At 66.0% G+C, this 18,849-nt stretch carries 15 protein-coding genes and 1 pseudogene; 3 read left to right on the forward strand and 13 right to left on the reverse strand.

The window, feature by feature from the left end:
- Window positions 1-80 precede the first annotated feature (80 nt).
- The 8 genes from NJ376_RS02930 to NJ376_RS02965 all read right to left on the reverse strand — a co-directional run bounded on the left by NJ376_RS02930 (window position 81) and on the right by NJ376_RS02965 (window position 7,342).
- Complete coding sequence (locus tag NJ376_RS02930; protein ID WP_252951738.1) at window positions 81-656, reverse strand: hypothetical protein; 576 nt, start codon at window positions 654-656, stop codon at window positions 81-83.
- A gap of 659 nt (window positions 657-1,315) precedes the next feature.
- A complete protein-coding gene (locus NJ376_RS02935) occupies window positions 1,316-3,631 on the reverse strand; it encodes a hypothetical protein (RefSeq protein ID WP_252951739.1) in 2,316 nt (771 codons plus the stop codon).
- 47 nt (window positions 3,632-3,678) lie between these two features.
- A complete protein-coding gene (locus NJ376_RS02940) occupies window positions 3,679-3,843 on the reverse strand; it encodes a hypothetical protein (RefSeq protein WP_252951740.1) in 165 nt (54 codons plus the stop codon).
- The gene (locus tag NJ376_RS02945) at window positions 3,843-4,427 is read right to left on the reverse strand and encodes a hypothetical protein (protein WP_252951741.1); all 585 of its coding nucleotides are present in this window, start codon (window positions 4,425-4,427) and stop codon (window positions 3,843-3,845) included. The genes NJ376_RS02940 and NJ376_RS02945 overlap by 1 nt, the downstream gene beginning before the upstream one ends.
- Window positions 4,414-5,076: a hypothetical protein gene (locus NJ376_RS02950; protein WP_252951742.1), complete on the reverse strand. Its 663-nt coding sequence runs from the start codon at window positions 5,074-5,076 to the stop codon at window positions 4,414-4,416. The genes NJ376_RS02945 and NJ376_RS02950 overlap by 14 nt, the downstream gene beginning before the upstream one ends.
- The gene (locus NJ376_RS02955) at window positions 5,069-5,248 is read right to left on the reverse strand and encodes a hypothetical protein (protein ID WP_252951743.1); all 180 of its coding nucleotides are present in this window, start codon (window positions 5,246-5,248) and stop codon (window positions 5,069-5,071) included. Before NJ376_RS02955 ends, NJ376_RS02950 begins: the two co-directional genes overlap by 8 nt.
- A gap of 328 nt (window positions 5,249-5,576) precedes the next feature.
- Entirely contained in the window at window positions 5,577-6,998 is a 1,422-nt protein-coding gene (locus NJ376_RS02960) for a hypothetical protein (RefSeq protein WP_252951744.1), read from the reverse strand.
- Entirely contained in the window at window positions 6,995-7,342 is a 348-nt protein-coding gene (locus NJ376_RS02965; protein WP_252951745.1) for a hypothetical protein, read from the reverse strand. Before NJ376_RS02965 ends, NJ376_RS02960 begins: the two co-directional genes overlap by 4 nt.
- Before the next feature lie 185 nt (window positions 7,343-7,527).
- Between NJ376_RS02965 and NJ376_RS02970 the strand changes: the two genes are divergently transcribed.
- Entirely contained in the window at window positions 7,528-8,226 is a 699-nt protein-coding gene (locus NJ376_RS02970; RefSeq protein WP_252951746.1) for a recombinase family protein, read from the forward strand.
- A 168-nt stretch (window positions 8,227-8,394) separates the two neighbouring features.
- Here NJ376_RS02970 and NJ376_RS02975 read toward each other — a convergent pair whose 3' ends face one another.
- Window positions 8,395-11,220, reverse strand: coding sequence for a hypothetical protein (locus NJ376_RS02975; protein WP_252951747.1), 2,826 nt, complete (start codon window positions 11,218-11,220; stop codon window positions 8,395-8,397).
- 803 nt (window positions 11,221-12,023) lie between these two features.
- Here NJ376_RS02975 and NJ376_RS02980 point away from each other — a divergent pair.
- Together NJ376_RS02980 and NJ376_RS02985 are read left to right on the forward strand one after the other, a co-directional pair.
- Window positions 12,024-12,716 (forward strand): hypothetical protein, encoded by a 693-nt coding sequence (locus NJ376_RS02980; RefSeq protein WP_252951748.1) that lies wholly within the window; start codon window positions 12,024-12,026, stop codon window positions 12,714-12,716.
- 119 nt (window positions 12,717-12,835) lie between these two features.
- Window positions 12,836-13,942, forward strand: coding sequence for a hypothetical protein (locus NJ376_RS02985; RefSeq protein ID WP_252951749.1), 1,107 nt, complete (start codon window positions 12,836-12,838; stop codon window positions 13,940-13,942).
- Here NJ376_RS02985 and NJ376_RS02990 read toward each other — a convergent pair.
- From NJ376_RS02990 to NJ376_RS03005, 4 genes and pseudogenes are all read right to left on the reverse strand, one after another.
- Window positions 13,909-14,252, reverse strand: a pseudogene (locus tag NJ376_RS02990) (transposase); the annotation flags it as partial. The gene NJ376_RS02985 and the pseudogene NJ376_RS02990 sit on opposite strands and share 34 nt — an antisense overlap.
- A 35-nt stretch (window positions 14,253-14,287) precedes the next feature.
- Window positions 14,288-15,382: a HEPN domain-containing protein gene (locus NJ376_RS02995; RefSeq protein ID WP_252951750.1), complete on the reverse strand. Its 1,095-nt coding sequence runs from the start codon at window positions 15,380-15,382 to the stop codon at window positions 14,288-14,290.
- Window positions 15,379-16,608 (reverse strand): DUF262 domain-containing protein, encoded by a 1,230-nt coding sequence (locus tag NJ376_RS03000; protein ID WP_252951751.1) that lies wholly within the window; start codon window positions 16,606-16,608, stop codon window positions 15,379-15,381. The genes NJ376_RS02995 and NJ376_RS03000 overlap by 4 nt, the downstream gene beginning before the upstream one ends.
- Window positions 16,601-18,841, reverse strand: coding sequence for a DNA methyltransferase (locus NJ376_RS03005; protein WP_256476113.1), 2,241 nt, complete (start codon window positions 18,839-18,841; stop codon window positions 16,601-16,603). The genes NJ376_RS03000 and NJ376_RS03005 overlap by 8 nt, the downstream gene beginning before the upstream one ends.
- Window positions 18,842-18,849: the final 8 nt, after the last annotated feature.

The raw sequence follows: 18,849 nt of genomic DNA on the forward strand, positions 1-18,849 counted from the left end.
CGGGCGCGGGCGGCCTGTCCTTCCTGCAGGGCGCCGCTGCAACCAAGTCCCTTCCCGGGACTGCGGGTCCAACCTCTAGGTTAAGGGGAAGACGGGTCGAACACTTGCACGCCTGCTCGCCGGGCTAGCTCGAGTTGCTGCTCAACTTTCATCCACGTTGGAGGAATAAAGGTGCCCGGCTTATCTCGGCATTTCTGCACCATCAGCCGCACGTGCAGAAGATATTCGGGCAACCGTTTGAGCTTTGGAGACATGATGGAGGAGGATGTCCAGATCTCGCTTGCAGCAAGGATGTCGACCGGAGTCTCCGAGACGTACCAGTCGTCGGGATTGTCGCCAGCGTCGCGGGCAGTCGTGTTGAGTTCCCTCCCTTCCCCAGTGCCGTATCCCGGATGATTGCGCCAAGGAATGACGGGAATGCTGGCGATGGGGAAGCCGAGGGCGACCCGGTTGAGAGCGATTGCATTCACCAAGCGTGGATCACGAGTGACCTCGCGAAGCTGCCCGGTGATCTTATCTTCCAGCAGGAAGCTTGAGTGAAGCAGAGTCCTTGGGACGTCAATCTTCGTGGTAAACCAAGCAAGCGGCGGGAAGTCCCGCATCGTGCGACGGAGGTTGGCGTCCGTCCTGATCTCCCCCAACTGTGGATGGATCACCGATGCCGACCTCCCCTCCACATCAACCACACCGGACATCCAAAGCAGATTTGTCCGAAGAGTGCTCGTGTGGTGATAAACTGTTGGGGGCACAGCTTCCCGCTTCCGCTTCGCTTGGCCCATTCATTGCCTCCAGAGTTTACTGGATACTCGAGCGCCTAAACTCCCGAGCGCTACATTCCGCACTTACGAGTGCGGCAAGCGCATCAGAGTGCGAACATGTTCGACGGAGGTCTCACTCGTGTCAAACGGCCCTGTGTGCAGCGCGGCGGAGGCGGATTGAGCGGCACAGAGACAGGCTTATTAGACACCGAGCGTCTCCGGATAGAGCGCCTGAACCTGCGCAATCACGGCGTCGCTGAACGCGAAAACCGCCTCGCGGGAACTCCACCGAAGGATCTCCGAAAAAAGCAGATTTCCTCGGAGTGGGCTCCGGCGCCCATTGCCGTGGCGATCCAGAACGGGCCGCCGCGGAAAAGAAGCCCAAGGCGGATGCTGCCCCCGACGCTGTTGATATATCATCACATCCGTGATCTTCAGCCCCGCGAGGCTGCCGTCCGGTAGCACGACAGACAGCTCAACGGTTGCCCATCCTCGGAAATCGCCCCGAGGAAACGGCTTCCACTCCAACAGGCGGATGGGCGGCAGCGACGGCGCCGTCAAGTCGTGGCGCCCCCTGGGATGAACGGCGCGCGGCGCGGGTCAGGCCGAGGCGCGGCGACCGGCGGGCCGCTGAGCAGGCGCGCCTGGTGCCGGGTGACAGCTTCGCCAAGCACCCGCCCGTCGAGGTTGATCTGCGTCCGCAGCACCACGTCGCCACGCGGCGGCATGGGGTTGAAGGCGGCCGGGCTGGCGCCGGACGCGGTGGGCGTGGGCGACCTGCGCGGCTGCGGCCCACCCCAGGAGGGCGGCGCCGCTTCCGGCCCCTGCTCCATCGGCCGGACCCTGATGCCCCGGTTCAGGAACCGTCGGACAGCGCCCGCCGCCTCGCCCGCAGCCTCGGCACCCGTCCGGCCCAGCTCGAGCGCTCGCCCCGGCACCGTCTGTCGCATGATCGACCCTCCCGGCGCTGCCCGGCCGAGGATCGACCCGCCGAGAGGCCCCGGCGGCTGGTTCGGCCCGCCCGGCGCCGCGCCAGGGGCACCGGGGACAGCCGGGATGGGTTCGCCCCGCAGGAAGCGGATGAAACCGGCCACGCGGCCGACGACCTCACCCAGCCCTTCGGCCACGACACGCGCGTCGCTGAGCAATCTCCGGAGCTCCACCACCACGCCCTCCATAAAAGAGGGGTTGTCGCGGACCAACTCGGCCAGGTCATTGAAGGACTTCGCGGTATCGTTCAGCAGGCCGATGACGGAGGGGGCGTTGCCGAGGGCGGTCAGCAGGTTGGTGAAGCCGGACTGCAGGTTGGCGAGGGAATTTGCGTAGCCCTGGCTCAAGATGATGGCGGTCGGGTCCTGGCCCGCGGCGCGCATCCGGCGCGGAGCATCGACGAGGCCGATGTCGCCCTGAACCTCGCGGGTCTGAAGCATGGACATGCCGAAGCGACGGCCGGTGGCGCGCGACCCGAGCTCGTCCCACCAGTCGAGCATGGCGTCCTCGGTCGTCCTGCCTTTGGCCCGAGCACGCTCAGCAAAGACCTCCTGCATCCACAGGTCGGGCCGGACAGTGGCGAGGCCGCGACCGATGGCACGCTCACCCTGCGGCGCAGTGCGCGCACGCTCCCGCGCGGTGTTCGCTTCCTCCGGGGAGAGCTTCCCTTCGCTCACCAGCCGTTGCAGCGTCGCCTCGTCCTGCGCTGCTGCCCGCCGCTCCTGACCGGGCCGCACCAGGAGGCCGGCTTCTCGCCACTTGCCCTCCCGCTCCTGCGACATTACGCCGGAGACGACCTGATCGTTGAAGGCGGTCGCCATCGTGCCGGCGCGCATGCCGCCGACTTCCTGGATGAGAGACCCCATCGGCCCAACGACCGACTGGATCGACATGCGGCGGCCAGCGGTGCCGGCCTGCTTGAAGAAGTTCTGCCACTCGTTCGGATCGACGCCCTCGCCTTGCGAGGTGCTGAAGGCGATGATCGCGTTCTCGAGCTCCCGAATCTCTCGGGCGCCCTGCTCGATGTTGAGGCGGCCCGTCTCATCGGTGAAGCTGCCACGGATGGCCAGGGAGCGAGCGATGGGCCGCAACCCTTCGGCCGTGCTGCGGTCGGTGACCGTGGCACTCAGCCGAGCGGCCCGAAGCAGGTGGGGGGCGAGTTGCAGAGCGCCTTCGGTATTGCTGCCGCCAATCGCGGAGCGTGCTTCCATCACGGCGCCGACGGCATCCGTGACGGAGCTCCCCGGCACCTCCCGAACCATGGTCCGGGCGGCTCCCATCACCCGCTGCCGCTCTTCCGCGGACATGCCGCGGGCCGTCATCATGGTCTCGGCCTGCTGCTCGCCTCCGCCGGCTTCCAGCGCCGCCATGGGGCCGCTCAGGGCAGCGCGGGCCCCGTAATAGGCCTCGAACAGGCTGGGCCGCCGGAAGACACGCCCGCCTTCCGCTGCGCCACTGCTGCCGCCACCACCAGCGCCCGCACGAGACGGAGCGGGCAAGCGGGGTGGGGGAGGCACGGCCGACAAGCGCTGCATGGCGGCCGCCGCCTGCTGCGCAGCGGTGGTGATCTGCCGGGCCGCGGCCAGATTCCGCTGCATGGCAGCGGTCTGGCTGTTGATCGCCCGCGTCGCGCCCTGCGTCGCGCTGGACACCCCCTGCGTGGCGCTGCGGACCTGGCCGAGACTGCCCGTCACCCGCCCAAGCATGCCGGACGATGTGCCGAGCTGGCCCAGCGTCCCGACCAGCTTCTGCGCGTTCCGCTCGACCGCGGTGATCCGGGCATTGAGCGAGGTGAGCTCGCGCCCAAGCTGCCGCAGCACCGCATGCGCGTTGCCGGTGATCTGTAGGCGCGCGAATACGGTGTAGGAGGCGCTGCCCGACATATAAGCCAGTCCCTTGTTTCAGGCCCAGTGCCGCGCGCTGGGAACGGTTAGTGCACGGCGCCGGGGCCTACGGCCGGGGGAGGAAGAATCCGCTCGACCAGGTGGAGCAGGTGCTCGATCTCGCGCATCCTGATCTCCAGTTCGATGCGGAGCGCGACCAGCTCGCAGGCCAGGCGATCCACCGCCGGCGGCAGCTCCTGGCCGGGCGTCATCAGGTGGTGCCGCGCCACGCGTTGGACATCGCCGCCGTATTCCTGCCCCACGCGGTTTCGTTCGAATAGCGCACACGCTCAGCGTCCTGTAGTGAGGCGCGTGCGGCGTCCGCAATCGCCTGCCGGCGCGCTTCTAGGGGCAGGCTGTCCTGCGCATTCCGGCCGGCGACGGTATCCTGCAGCGCATCGATCTGTCCGGACAGCGCCGCGATCAGGTCGGCCGCGGCCGCGTCGGTGGTGACGCTGCGGCCGTCGCGCAGCGTGATGGTCTTCGTTGCCACGGGTGAGAAACCTCCTGCATCAGAGATGAGCCTGGTGATGTCGGTCCGGGTGAATGACTGGCCCCCCTTCGTGCGCAGCAGCCGATCCGGCTGCCCGCTGTTCCGAGCGGCGTCCATCAGAAGCAGAGGGACCGACACGGACTCGCCATCGGCCGCCGTTCCAGCCTCGATCTTCGCCGCGAGATCATGGGCGGCCATCGGGTTCGAGGCGTGCAGCGAGCGCACCCGCCGCGCATCAGCGGAGCGAAGGCGGTAGGTCCTGCGGTCCAGGACCACGAGATCGAGGGGGCTATGCGGTCGCATCGGCCACCATCTCCTCGGCAGTCCTCGGCCGGCTCCAATACCGGCGCAGTCCGTCCTCGCTCGGCGGCCACGAGTGCAGCAAATTCTCATTCGGGTAGTGCCAAGGCCAGCGGTAGCCTTTCGCCTTGGCAAGCTGCAGGAGCGCATCCGCCTGGTCCCATTCCGCCCTGGCGATCGCCCGGACGCGATCAGCTGCCGTCGCCACAGCCGGATCGCTTGAGTTGATTGTGAGGGCCAGCGCGCGATCGCACTTACGCGCCGCTGAGATGGCGATGCCGACGGCGTAGTCCACCAGCGGCAGCATCGCCTCATGCCGGGCGTCCTCAAGGGCTTTCTCGGCAAGCGCCACCGGCGTCTCCAAGCGCTTCGCCACCGCGGCCTTGAACTCCGCGATCTCCTCGGCCTCGCGCACAGCGCGGTGGTGGCCGGCGACTTCCTCGCCGGAAATTGCCGCGCCGGCCGCTGCCCGCTCGATCATGCCCGGCAACAGCCCGCGGAGTTCATCGATCAAGCGCCTCGCCTTCTCGACTGAGGCGACCGCACTGTGCAGGGTTTCCTTCGCGTCTTCGAGCTCGGCCTCCGCGGCCTGGATGCCGGTGCGATCGACCAAGCGCGTGACAATCTCCGGCTCAGGGGTGTCGTCAGTCATTGCCGGCGATCTCCAACTCCGAGCGGCTACGCGCGACGATGTCGCGGAGCAGCGCCGACACGGACACGGCCGCCCCCTCGGAGATTGCGCGCCGCGCGGCGGCGACCCGCAGCAGCCGCAGGTCTTCCGCAGGCAGTTTGACGGTGGTCGAAACGAGTTCGGCGGCTGGCACGCGCCCCTCCTGAACCGGGTTACTGTAATACAGTAGGCTGTACGACTTGTGATTCCAAGAATATTCGCCGGAATCATTAGAGAAATCTCACAAAAGAAAGTCCAGCTTTCGAGTTCGACTGCGCGCTTCGCAAGAAAGCGAACGGGGCTGCGGCAAACGTTCAGCGTGGCTTAGCGATTTTCTCTGGCGTCGAGCGCGCCAGGCCCATTAGACTCCGCGCATGCCCTCCGGCGGGCCGTCGAGCCTCCGGGGGGCCATCCTGGCGATGACCTTCGGGTCTTTTTTTGCGGCAGGAGGGGGCGGTCGCCTGGCCGCCCCCGTCGCCCCGTCAGTCGCCGGGCTGCATGCCTACCAGGGCCATGAGATCGTAACCGCCAGCGGCGCCCCGCGACGCCGCGAGCAGCGCGCCAGCAGCGGCATTCGCCACGTCATCGTGGCCGCCCATGGGATGGTCAACTCTATCCCGGCCGCCGCGGGCCGTGCGGCGCTCCAGGGTCGCCAGCTGCTGAACCAGGCGCGGCCACTCGAGGAGCTCGATCCGGCGAGACATCAGTGTCGGGAGAAGGTTGAGGTAGATCTCAGATTTGACGAGCTCCGACGATTCATAGCTGACGCCGTGGGCGGCGAAGCGCTCGGCCGGCCAATGGCCGGCATAGCGGTCCCCGGTGACCCGCCGAAGGCCATAGTTGCCGAGGACCGCGGCGAAATCCTGAACGACGGCATCCGGGCTGAAGGGCGCTCGGACCTCACGAACCAGGTCCAGGACGGCCACGTCGCCTTCCTGATGGGCAATGGCCAGCGTCATCGAGTCCGACGAGCCGCCCGAAGGGTCGCAAAATGCCACGTAGTCCGTGCCAGCAACGGGCGGGAGCTCGTGCCGGCCATCGACGACGCACGCCTCGACGACCTCGCGGCCAACGAAATCCGAAAGGTCGTCCCGGAACTGGCCGAGCCACTCGGCCGCCGCGGCAGCAGGGTCCTCCTCCAAGGCTTCTTCCACCACCTCCAATGGAATGCTTGGGTTCATGTCCCGGGTGGCGGCCTGCCAAACAAGCACCCGCGCATCGTCCTTGCCGTGGAAACGCCTGTAATCATTGTAAAGTATGCCCTTGCGGCCGTAGGGGCTCGACGCCTTTAGCAAGCAGGCTCCCCGGATGCTGGCGAGGCCCGGCCGGATGGCGCGCAGGATCTCGTCAGCGGGGTTGGCGCTGTTCTCATCCCGCCAGAAAGCGGCTTCGTCCGCGAGTACGGCGGCGAAGGTGTAGCCGCGAGTCACGCGCCAGCTCGCCGTGGCGATTTCGATCGTAACGCGGTTAGAGAGCTCCACCGTGTCGGATGTCTCGGCCTCCACCAGATCCGCCAATAACGGCACCGCCTTCAGCAGCCCGGCGACGTAGCGGAAGATCACCCGTGCTTGGCGCCGGTCCGTTGCTATGATGGCCACAGTGGCTCGCTCGCCGGGAGCAAGGTGCGGCTCATAGTCACGGAACGCGGCGAGATACACGGCAATCGTCGCCAGAATTCGGGACTTTCCGGCCCGGCGACCGACGATCAGCGTGCTTTCAATGAAGGGCACCGTCGGCGGCGTGGTGCGGCCCGTGTGTTTTCTGAAGACCTCCAGTTCCTCGTCACTCATCGTTTCCCCCAGGCCGGCCCAGGCCTTGAGGAATGCGCGCCAGGGCTGCCAGCTCGTCTCCCGGAAGAAGGAGGCGAAGATCTCTTTGTCGTCGAGGGCTTCGAGGATGTTCACTGGCGGCGCTCGGCGATGTGCTGCTGGAGGGTCTTCGAGGGGCGAGGGGCTTCCTTGAGACCCAGCTGGCGGAGGGCACGGGACAGGCTGTTAGTCCAAGCCAAATACTGGCGCCCAGCGGCTTCCCCCAAGGCTTTTCCTGCCGCGAGTTCTGAGTCCATGAGCGCCAAGTGCAACGAAAGCTGGGCGCATCGGTCGATCAGGAGACGCTGCGTCGCTGAAGGGGCCCCGCCGACATGCGCGGTCAGGTCGCGCCGCACTGCCGCCATCAGCCGCGCCTCCCGGCGACGGCCGTCGATCGCGCGAAGCGCGGCAGGGCGGGAGTAGGGGCCGATCTCGGTCAAGTTCTCCGCCTATCATTGGTGTTTCTCGCCATTATATGGCGTCTATCTGGGCAGAATCTTCATCTATGGCTGATTGCGGAGCGAATTTCACTCACCCGGCGCCGGGTGGAGCGGAATTCGTCGGTTGACCGGCGGCGCCTTCAGTCCGTATAAATTCCCTAGACGCTCGTTTGGGGGCTTTGGACATGGCGACCGGCCGCTTCGTTTCGTACCTGCGTGTCAGCACGGATAAGCAGGGCCGCAGCGGCCTCGGCCTGGAAGCGCAGCGCGAAGCCGTCGCGGCCTTCCTGAATGGCGGCGCCTGGACTCTGCAGGCGGAATACGTCGAGACCGAGAGCGGCAAGCGCAGCGACCGGCCGGACTTGGCGAAGGCCCTGGCGCATTGCCGGCTGACCGGCGCAACCCTGGTCGTCGCAAAACTGGACCGCCTAGCCCGCAATCAAGCGTTCCTCATGTCCGTGTACGAGGGCAGCGGCGAAGGTGGCGTGGTCTTCTGCGACCTGCCGAACGTCCCGGCCGGGCCCGTGGGCAAATTCCTCGTGCAGCAGATGGCCGCGGTCGCCGAGCTAGAGGCGGGCCTGATTTCGGCCCGCACAAAGGCCGCGCTGCAGGCTGCCAAGGCCCGCGGCAAGGTGCTCGGCCGCAAGCCCGGCACCCCTGGCTACCTGCCCGATGCCGAGGCCGGCGCCGCCGCAGTGAAGGCCAAGGCCGATAGCTTCGCCGCAGTCGTTGCGCCGATCGCCCAACAGCTGCGCGATGAAGGCCAGAGCCTGCGCCAGATTGCCGACGCCCTCGCGGCCCGTGGCATCAGGACGGCGCGGGGCGGCGCATGGACCGCGACCGCCGTGAAAAACGTTTTGGCCCGCCAACAGGCCGCCGCCTAAGTCATCCCGCACCGAACGCCAATGGCTAACGCACGCGCGTAACCCTTTGGGGACACGACAGCGTAGCGCAGTGCCAATGCGCGAGGTGTCCCGCTCGCCGTTTCCGTGCTGACGCATGGGAATTCTAATGCGACGCGGATTTTTCGCGAAGCTCCTCCCCCACTCTCGTCACGGCGAGAGCCCTGCGGCGATGCCGCGCGGGTACGGGATCCGCGGCACGGGGGCCCGGACGACCACTGCACTCGCGGTCTGGGCCGGCGGAGCGAGCATGACCGCATGGCGCACGACGATGGTCGGCTTTGGGGGCGCTGCTACGGAAGGCGGCGGTATCTCGGGCTCATAGAGGGCGAGTTCCGCCCCGGTGACGGCTTCCAGCCAGGCGCGGAGCGTCGGCAGGCGGTCGGGATGGGCCCATGCGGTTCGGGTCTTCGCCTTGGGGAGCGCCGGGCGGTACTCGACGCGAACCCAGGCCGGAACACGGGGACATTTCCCTATGGGAGTCATCCATAGGGGTTTGTCCCCGTGTTCCGCCGGAGGCTTGTCCCGCTGCAGGGCTTTCTTCGCGGCCTCCGGTGTCGGGAACAGCGTCGGGTAGGCGCGGGCCGCGTCGGCTGGGCTGGCCAGCACCACGCCCTGGGCGGCCATGCGGGCCGAGGGGCCGGGGGCCTGCCATTCGCTCAAGGTGTCCAGGGGCAGCGGGGCGATCACGTCGCCGGCCAGCAACCAAACGTCCAAGGGATCGGCGGCGGTGCGGTTGATGCCCCTCCCCCGCCCGAAGACCTGCACTGTGGCGGCGTCAGTGATTGCGGCGCGGACGGCTTCAAGGTCGGGATCGGCGAAGGCGCGGACCTCGATCGGGGCCGCGGTGCCATCGCGCATAGTGGCGCCGCGTGTCACCAGGCCCGGCGTCTCCGCCGGCACAGGTCGGCCGGTCTGCGCGGCGGTAAGCTGGCGGGTTGCCTCCGGCGAGGCCATGGGCCGACCGATCTGGAAGAGATGCCGGATTCCGGGCCGGCCGGGCCGCGGCCCCCACTCGTCTCGGCCCTCGACCGCGCCGAAGTGGGCCGTCTCCACCCCAGGCAGGTCCGCGAAATACGGCTCTAGGGCTTCATAGGTGACGACCAGGGTGCGGGCGCCGTTGGTAACAAGCCGGATCCAGTCGCGGAGCTCGGCGATGCGGTTCAGGCGGCGTTGGTTCTCCTTTCCGCGCTTCGTTGGGTCGGCGCGCTTCTCCGGCTTGGGATCCGGGACGATGGACGATTTGCCGAAGCCGCCCAGCACCTGGTGGACGCGCATGTGCGGCGCCGCGGCGCGGACCTCTGCCAGCACTCCCAGGCTCGGCAGGCGGTGCCGCAGCAGGTCGGGCGCAAGGGTGGCGTCCAACTGCAGAAAGGGCAGCGCCTGGACGGCTTCCGAGACCTGGCGGACCGTGTGCAGCATGATGACCCGCTGCGACCCCTCGGCGCCCTCCCGGCGGCCCAATTCCACGCGGCCGGTTGCCTCGGCATCGCTCTGCAGCAACTCGGCCGCGGACCTCCAGAGCGCGGCCAGGCGCGGAATGGCGGCGTTTCCGGCGCAGAGTTCCACAGCCATCTTGCGGGCCTCGGCCGTCATGCCGGGCCGCATCGCCCCCGTGATCTTGCGTCGCCATTCCAGGCGGGCCGCCTTTGCGCAGCCCTCGGCGGTGAGCGTCGCGGCGACCAGTGCGGCGCGGGTAAGATACCCATCAGGCGAGGCATCAATCGCGTCCGCCAAGCGTCGGCGCAGGAAGTGCAAATCCGCGGTGGCTTCCTCATCGCGCCGCATCGGATCGCCGCGGAGCGGAACCGGATGCTCGGCTTCCCCGGCCCGGAGCGTCTCGGCGCCGAGGGTACGGGTCTCCGCGCCGTCGAAGGTCCAGCCTTCATCGGCGACGACCAGGGCGAGGCCGGTGCTGAAGCCGGCAGGCAGCCTCCTCACCAGCAGGATTTCATGGGCTGCGACAATCAAGTCCGCCTCGGCGACGGCGGCCTTCTGCAGTTGGTATCCGCAGCGGCCGGCGAACGGGCAGCGGGCGCCGCCGGAAGATCCGCACACCGCGGATTCAATGTCCTGGTGAGCGGCCATGGCGTCGCGGACCGCCGGCAGGTCCATGCACATCGAAGCGCCGGTTTCGGGGTCCTCGGCTTCGCGTCCGCGCCAGGTCGCCACGCTCAGGCCGAGGGCAGCGATGCGGTCGGTGATTTCCGCGCCCAGGCGGTGCGTCGGGACGGTGAAGAGAACGCGGTACGGCAGGCCGTCGGCCTTTGCGCGGGCGATGAAGCGGGGAAGTTCGGCGGCGGTGATGCTGGTCTTCCCGGCTCCAACTTCCACCGCCAGGGCAGCGACCTCGGCAGCCTGGCGCTCGTCTTCCGCCGTCGCATGCCACGCGAGCGAGCGATCAAGGAAGCCGCGGACGTGGTGCCGGACCTGCGCCCGGGCCTCGCTTGCGGTAGCGGTCGGCAGCGGGTGGAGGGGCCGAAGCGGTGGAGATACCTCGGGCCAGAGCGCTGCGGCGCCGCCAATCTTGAGCACGTCAATCGCGCGGAGCAGGGCGGCGGTCAGCTCGGCCTTGTCGCGTAGCCGCGTGACGTGGCCGGCGCGTTCCGCCTCCCGCCATTCGGCGTCGGCGAGCGCCAGCACCGCAGCTTCAACGGAAGTCGCTCCGACGCTTACGCGGCGCGCATATGTCCGCGTGAGTCTTTCGACCGCGCCCGGCTGCGGGGACATCTCTGGCCAGAGTGCAGCGCCGCCGCCGCTGTCGAGCACATCCATGGCCCGGAGCAAGGCGTCGATCAGCGCATCGTCGTCGCGTAGCTGCACCCCTTCCGCGAGGACGGGTGTTTTGTGCACCGGATGCAGGGCGATGTGGCCTGCGCGTTCGGCCTCCCGCCATTCGGCGTCGGCGAGCGCCAGGATTGCAGTTTTGAGGGTAGTCTCGCCGGCCCGCAGGCGTCTCGCGTAGACGCGCAGCAAGCGTTCTACCGCGCCTGGCTCGGGCCAGGGTGAACGATTCGTTTGCGTAGCCAGGACGGCATTGAGCCGAAGGCCGCGCTCCGCGTGCCCCACCTGAGGCCAACCGACCGCCTTGCGCGGGCCGGCTGGCGCCCCTATTATGTCGCCGCTCGACACTGAATATCAGCCGCGTCGCCCTGGCCGGGGTGGCGCGGCTTTTCCTTGTCAGGCGGTGCAGTGAACGACGGGCGAGCGGACGCGACCGTCGGCGCGCCCTGGCTCTGGCGGATGCGCATCCCCTGCGCAGGCCTCGCGGCCAAGCCGGATCACCAGGTGCGACTTCTGAATGTCTAACACGCAACTAGCACGCATCTTCTGCTAACCCATTGAGTTAGCGTGCTACGATCTGCGCGCTTTTGACTGCCTAAGACACTGGATTAGTTAGTCTTTTCCAACCTTGCCAAGGTTGGGGTCGAGGGTTCGAATCCCTTCGCCCGCTCCAGTCGGTCTCTCCCAGAACATTCTCTGTCGTAGCGGCGCTGTGCTGAGGCGCAGGTTTCCCGCGATTTTCGGCCGCGACCTTGAGGGTGGGTAGGCGGAACGAGGGCGGGTTTTCTCTCCGAAATGCCGGAGACTCTCCGGACCTTGAGGGTTGGCCGATTTAGCCAACAAGGTTTAGGGCTTTGTTTTTCCTCGACCTTGACGCCGCGGACCTTGATGAAATTTAGCGAGGCGATTGCTCGGCAATAGCCTCGCTGGCACAGAGTCGGATCGCTGTTTTAATTGCTCTGGGGTCCTGTGACCCAGACCATCATCGCAGCCCCTTGTTCGTAACCGATACGGCCTGTTCGATGCGGGCGCCGCATGCCGAGGCCAGACATCCGACGAATGACCAGGTGCCCGCCAAGCCGACTGTCGACCCGGGGGAACTGGTTACAATGGCGGCGGAGACTCTGCAGGTGCTCTCGACCGTCGCTGACAAGGCGCGATCGCTCCTGGGGCGTCCGAGCGGCGACGTGCCGGACGTGTTCACGCAGGTGAACACCGTCAACCAGCAGATGGCCGCCATCAACCTCGGGGCGCTGCAACTGCAGAACCAGGAAGACTACCGCCGGCAGTGCAGCGAGCCGGTGGTGGCTCGCATCGTCGCCATGGAGGACGATGGTACCCAGCGAATCTTTTTTGTCTCCCGTGTATCGCCGGTCCTTTCAAGGATCGCGGACGCTTCCCTCCTCAGCTATCGCGCTCCGCTCGGCCGCCTGGCTTCGCTGCCGGTCGGCGGCTACGAGACGATCATGGCGCCGCGGGGTCGGCGTGGCTTCGAGATAATTGAGCGCGCGGCCTTTCGTCCTGAACAAGGGTCTGGCGAGTTGGATGCCCGCGATGCGCGTGGAGGTGCTCGAACGCGGTGCGTTGACGATCCAGTCCCTGCGCGCCTTGCTCGGCGGCGCATCGGTGGCCGAGGAGGAGGAGGATTTCCTCAGCAGGCTGATCGCGGGCGAAGTTGCCGCTGTTGACGTCGTCGAGGGGTTCAAACGTGATCTCCTGCGCAGCATGACGTTGCGGGAGAACCCGATTCTCGACCGCTTCCAGGATGAGGTGTTCCGCCTGCCGATGTCCAGCACGCATCGTGCTGATGGGCCCGCCCGGCAGCGGCAAGACGGCAACGCTGACCAAGCGGCTCGGCCAGAAGCTGGACCTCAGTCTGCTCGACCAGGAGGAGGACGATACGCGCCTTGTGCGCGCCAGCATCGCCGGGCTGGAGGGGCATCGGACCAGCTGGCTGATGTTTTCGCCTACCGACCTACTAAAGGTCTACGTGAAGGATGCCTTCAACCAGGAAGGCATCCTGGCGCCGGACGACCGGATCCAGACCTGGGCCACATTCCGAATGGAGCTGGGCCGGGATCATCTGCGGATCCTACGGTCTGTTCCGGGCCGCGGCGTCTTCGTGTTGTGGCCGCACCTGGACATTGTGCAGCAAGAGGCTCTGGAACGCTCGATCGCCTGGTTCGAGGCCTTCGATTCGTGGCAGCGCCGCAGGTTCTGGGCGGATCTGCGGGAAGGCGCGAAGCGCCTCGCCGCACAAGATGATGGCAGCATCCGTAGCACGGGACAGAGGCTGGAACGGCTGCTTGCCCCCGGCGCAGCAGGCACGGATCCCGCGGTGCCGGTCTTGCTCGATGTCGGCGGTGGGCTTCAGGATCAGCTGGAAGCCATCGGCAAGCACGTGGACGGCATACCCCGAAAGGCCGTCAACACCGCGCTCTCGTGCAACAAGGGTTTCCTTGACGAGTTTGCCGCCTACCTCGCTCGCGTCGACGATGGCACCGCGGCGGAGCAGGAGGAAGCTGACGAGACGGATGAGGACGAGAATGACGAGGGCGATGTCGCGGTAGCGCCCAGTGCCTCCGCTGCGAGCGCATTCGCCGCCTACGCCCGCACCGTGAAGCGCGCCGCCCGCGCAGGCGGCGCGTCGGCGACTGAGGCCCGAACCCCGCACGGCGAAGATCTTGGCGTGGTTGAAAGAACGCATCCCGCCGCAGGCCGAGATGGAGGCGCTGGGTCGCGCGACGATCTTGCTTGGGACTTCCCCGACATCGACCTACGCGAGATCAACATCACCTATCGTCACAGCCTCCGCCTCAACGACTTTGCCCGCGAGATCGCCCAGGCGCTTTACAGCCGCGCCTTTAGAGCATTTTCCAATCACCAAGCGTCATGGCCAGCGTGGGTAAAGTAGTTGGCGCATTCGGTTGGGGTGAAGAGATCGGCGATGCGCCCGATGCCGCCCCAGAGGTCTTCGACTCTGCGCTGGGCTACCTTGCGCAGCAGGGCTTTCAGCTAAGCGAAGGCGTTCACGATAGGGTTGAAGTCGGGGCTGTACGGCGGCTGCTAGCGCAGCGTCGCACCGGCGGCCTCGATGGCGGCGCGCACGCCCAGGCCCTTGTGGCTGCCGAGATTGTCCATGACGGCTGCGTCGCAGGGCCGCAGCTCCGGCACCAGCACCTGGTGACATAGGCATGGAAGGCGATGCCGTTGATCAGCCCGTCGTGCGGTCAAGGCGCAACAATCATGAACCTGTAAATTAGGCAGCGTCGGCTGCCGGCAGCACGACATACTCAAAGCTCTCGCTCGCGCGCAGCGACGTTTTCATTGCGAACTGCGTGTCCTCGGTGAGCGTGATTTCGTCTCGATTCTCGCCATCGATTTGGATGCTGTCTATGGGCGCGAAGCGAAAGGGCATGATTGGGTCCCCTGTCCGTGCCACGAGGATGTCGCCGACCTTGATCCTACACTGGCTATGTTTGAAGCAGACGATGGTGCGGTTGAAGACCTTTAGCGCTCTGCCCAGAGCCGTCGCGTCCGGCAGCCCAATCTGTCGCTCAATCACTTCCTGCATCAGCACTTCGTGCAGCGAAGTGCCGTAGGCCGCCACGAAGCGGCATCTCTCATGGAGAAGATCAATGGATTCTAAGTTGTCGACGTTGACTACCCCGTGCGAAACCTCGTTCCGTCGCGCAACCAAGTCATCGATCGGCTGAAGCACGGCCTCGAGGTCGCTGTCAGAGATTCGACTGTAGTCGCGATCGGGATCCCGGCTTCGAAGATAGGTTTGCATGGTGCAGGCGCGGAAAACCTTCGGCAAGTGCGGTGCTACGCCAAGCCTGGAGAGGAAGTCCCCAATCCGCTGAAGATTCACGTTGCCGCGGTGGATAGCAAAGGCGGCACTGTTCAGCTGGAAAGGCACGGCGCCAGAGAGGCAGCCGTGGAGGTTCATAATGATCTCTTCTTTTCTTAGGTCGAGGCGATACCGGTCGTCTGCTGCCAGCCTCGCCAACTCGATGGATAGATCGAAATGGTTCTTCCGTATCGCCTCAGGCATGTCCCCAAAGGACGGCACGAGCGAGGAGAAGCGCTCGATGTAGTCTGCGATGAGACCGTCTATGTATCGCTCGAGCAGACCGTAGAGCGACACAATTGCAACTGCGTAGATGTAGCGCCGTCGATCCGTGACCGCGCCTGCGAGATGATCGAGGAGGGCGCGCTCCTCTCGCTCCATTTGCCCGCGGCGCTCTTCGGGCAGCAACAAGCTCAATAGCGCCGCCTCCTTCGCTGAGCTGTCTAGGAACCGCTCAAGCTCCGTGGTCCCCGCAAGGAAGCTCTGCAGTGCAACTTTCATGTGCGGGTGATGACTGCCTCGACAAGGCTTTCAAACCGGCCTTCGCGCTCACGCAGGGTATTCGGATTGACGTCGCGGCCGCCGAAGGTGTCGTAGTGCTCCTGATAGAAAGGCTCGATAAGCGATTGAAACCGCTCCGCGCGCGCGCGCAGCTCATCGGCGCGGTAGAGGTTCCGGCTGAGCACAAGCATCATCGGGTCGTAGACGGCCGTCGTCGGCCGCGACAGCCAATTCCAGCTCTCTCGTCCGCCGCGCCCTCTTCGGCGATACAGCCAAAAGGCTTTCTCGCTGAACACTGCTTCAGCTAGCTCGATCGTCGTGGTGAAGATCTGTGCGAGCTCTTCCAGCAGTGCCTGGCTGAAGCTGTTCCCGTGACGCAGGAAGCTGTCGAGATACCGGGACAGCGGTACGCCGCTTCGGTGCAGCTGGTGCTTTTGACGATAGGCGAAGAAGCGTAGGACAAGCTCGACGTCCTCCATGCGTCGGAAATACTCGTTCTGAACACGAGCGTCGGAAGCCGCCCCCCCCGCGAGCTCTTCGGGTTCGGGCTCTGGGATATCCCAGAGCCGACACAGAGAAGGAGTCTTAGACAGGCGTATGCAAAGCTGGTTGAGCGGCCCATCGTAGATCGCGTTACGCATCTCCTGCGGCTCTAGCTGAGCGCCGCCGCTGTTGAGTCTCTCGAAAACAAGCTGCTTAAGCCGCTGTGCTTCCTCCGAAGTTCTGGCAGTCTCCTTCAGCAGAATGACGGAGGAGAGATAACGGCGATCTATTCCCTCTCGGATTTTGTCGGGCAGACGCTCGTAGGTCCGCCCATTCAGCTCTGGCCATTGAGCCAAACCCGCTAGAGCAAACTTGTTCCGGTAAAAGTCATGGATCGCGGTGAGGCGCTGTTGACCGTCCATGACCTCATACTTCGAAAACTCGTACTCGTAGAGGAAGATCGGCGGGACGGGCACGTTCATGATCAGGGACTCGATCAGTCGCGACTGCCGGACCACGGACCAGCGATGTCGGCGCTGGTACTCGGGCGAGAGGGCGTAGGAGGGGCTGTCCACCATGCTAGCCACTGTGTTTAGCGGATAGCGCGCTTGCTCGGTGACAATCCGCACCTCGCCTCGAACGTACTTCTCGTTGATAGTCGTGTCGGGCACCTCGGCCTGCGGTGCCTGCTCGGGCAGATCAAACGCGAGTTGCTCACCGGGCAATAGGGTGGTCTCAGACATCGAGGTCCACCTCCGGTACTCCTGCTGCGCTGAGGTGATGCAGGCGATCGATGATTGCCCCCGCCTCGCCGTCAACAAGATGCTTGAGTGCTGCTTCGGCTGAGGGGGCTGCGGACAAACGGCGAAGGGCTTGAGCCATGACGATCACCCGCACGTCGTTGCGGCTCAGCTTGCGGCCCCGCTCGACGAGACGCCGGACCTGAAGCCCGGCAGTCGCCTCGACTGCCTGCCAGAGGCCAGCCTCGTTCCAGACCGGCCTTGCGCGTCCATTCTTGCGGCAGGCCAAGATGATGTCGAGGTCGATGGGTTCCTTCGCCAGCGCCTTCGGCTGCGCCACTGACATCTCGGCTTTCACGGGGTGCGCCGCGGTTATGTGGAACCCGGCGCGCATGAGCGCCTCGAGGACCGCGGACCAACCCTCGTCTCGGGAGTGATGGTAGGAGAAGGCGAGCAGCCCGTCCGGGCGCAGCACCCTCCGGCATTCCGTGAGGACGTCCCCTAGCTTTTTGGCAAACTTGTCTCCGTCCTCGTCCTGCACCTCGCCGGACGCCCGTGTCGTTGGTGCGGTCCGCTCACCCTCGCCGCCAAGGATGTGCCGCTGCCAGACGTGGAAGAAGTCGGCGAGCTGGCTGTAGTGCACGTTGTCGAAGAACGGCGGGTCAGTGACCACGACGTCGACGCTGGCATCGTCGATGTCGGTCTGTGCGGAGTTCCCGCAGGATAGATAGAGGCGTGCGCCCGTGTCCCGGAATTCGGTAAAGTTCCGAGCTGGCACGAAGCCGATCGGGTCAGACAGGCCACCGACCTTCTCTGCCTTGGCGCGCGGGGCCGCAAGGCGGATCTCGGTAGGTTCCTCAGCATATTTCAGAGCACGCAGAATGCGGCTGTCGAACAGGCCGGAGAAGGATCCGCTGCTTGCCGGAGTGCCCCACAAGTTCGCCTCCAGTGGCACGCGCTCTGGCTTCAAGATGTGGTGCGAGAACATATGCCTGACGGCGCCCGTGCCCTCGCCCTTAAAGCTGGTGAACATGTTGTTGAATTCGAGGGCACCCGAGAACAGACAAGCCATCAGCTCGCGGGTCGCGGCGTCCGCGATGGCACGGATGCCGTCCGCCAGCAGCGACAGGCAAAGGAGCTGGCGAGAATTGAAGAACTGATGCCAGAACTTGTAATTGTAGCCGAGTGCCTGGTCGGTGTTATACCCGGGGGCGATCTCGGCCAGAGGGTAAGGATCTCTGCGCGCGGCGAGCGCCGCCTCGGCCTCGGCGTAAAGCGCGAAGTCCAGGGCGTCCGGTCGGAGGTAGACCTTCTCGTTCTCGGGCGTCAGCACGAGCTTCGCGTAGAGCCTGTGGGACGGCGGCTCGCCTCGATCCCGCACCGCTTTCGCAATGCTGAACTTGTGCGAGCAGGATGGGCAGCATGCCCGCTGGCCGCTCGCTGGGCCGGACTGCGGGTTGAAGCACTCGCCGCAGTCGTGGCAGGTCGCCTCCGCTGCGTCGTAGCGCACCTCGTTGACTTCGCCGCAGCCCGGGCAGGTCGCCTGGGCGCGCGGGACCTTCTTGGGGTAGGCGTTCTGCGAGAAAACCCGAGAGGAGAAGAGGTCGACGCTGTTCCCGCAGGAGGGGCAGGGCAGCTGCTTGACCCAGAAGTAGTAGAGGGTCTCTCCTTCCCGGCCATCGGGCAGCCTGGCGCGGTAATAGTGCCGGATCTGGGGCGCGACCTCGCGCTCAAGGTGTTCGAAAGCAGCCTTGACGGCTGCGCGGTCGTGCCTCGCCAAGGCATTTCTGACCAGGAAGTAGGCCACCGGATTGATGTCGCGGCCGATGGCCCGTGCCCCGAGCTTCAGGGCCTCACCGAGCGTGACGCCGCTTCCCATAAAAGGGTCGAGCACCACAGCCCCAGGGAAGCGGGTCGGCTCATAGAGCATCTGCATCACGTCTTTACCCGAGGGGGCCAGGGTGCCCGCCACGATGGCGCGGAACACCGTCCCGAGCCGCCGCGCCCACCATTTGTGAACGTAGTGAATCGGACGATGGATTTCCTTCCGCCAGCTCTCCGCCTCGGCGATGTCGCTTAGGACTTCGAAAGGAAAAGACTCGTCCTCAATGGCTCGCGCCCCGGCGGGGGCGATGAAGACGGGCGCGGCGCGAGGCGCCACGGTTACATCAAGGGCGAGCTGGGCATCTGCGGCGGCCGCGCGGCCCCTCTTCGCCTTGGGTGCGGCTCCGCTCATGCCGTCCA

It is taken from the genome of Siccirubricoccus soli (genome assembly GCF_024178315.1).
Classification (GTDB): Bacteria; Pseudomonadota; Alphaproteobacteria; order Acetobacterales; family Acetobacteraceae; genus Siccirubricoccus; species Siccirubricoccus soli.

What these genes read in the sequence shown, in the direction of transcription:
- NJ376_RS02940 (WP_252951740.1), bottom strand. Translation starts at nt 3,843, where the DNA reads ATGACGCCCGGCCAGGAGCTGCCGCCGGCGGTGGATCGCCTGGCCTGC.
- NJ376_RS02970 (WP_252951746.1), top strand. Translation starts at nt 7,528, where the DNA reads ATGGCGACCGGCCGCTTCGTTTCGTACCTGCGTGTCAGCACGGATAAG.
- NJ376_RS02945 (WP_252951741.1), bottom strand. Translation starts at nt 4,427, where the DNA reads ATGCGACCGCATAGCCCCCTCGATCTCGTGGTCCTGGACCGCAGGACC.
- NJ376_RS02995 (WP_252951750.1), bottom strand. Translation starts at nt 15,382, where the DNA reads ATGAAAGTTGCACTGCAGAGCTTCCTTGCGGGGACCACGGAGCTTGAG.
- NJ376_RS03005 (WP_256476113.1), bottom strand. Translation starts at nt 18,841, where the DNA reads ATGAGCGGAGCCGCACCCAAGGCGAAGAGGGGCCGCGCGGCCGCCGCA.
- NJ376_RS03000 (WP_252951751.1), bottom strand. Translation starts at nt 16,608, where the DNA reads ATGTCTGAGACCACCCTATTGCCCGGTGAGCAACTCGCGTTTGATCTG.
- NJ376_RS02985 (WP_252951749.1), top strand. Translation starts at nt 12,836, where the DNA reads ATGGGCCCGCCCGGCAGCGGCAAGACGGCAACGCTGACCAAGCGGCTC.
- NJ376_RS02950 (WP_252951742.1), bottom strand. Translation starts at nt 5,076, where the DNA reads ATGACTGACGACACCCCTGAGCCGGAGATTGTCACGCGCTTGGTCGAT.
- NJ376_RS02935 (WP_252951739.1), bottom strand. Translation starts at nt 3,631, where the DNA reads ATGTCGGGCAGCGCCTCCTACACCGTATTCGCGCGCCTACAGATCACC.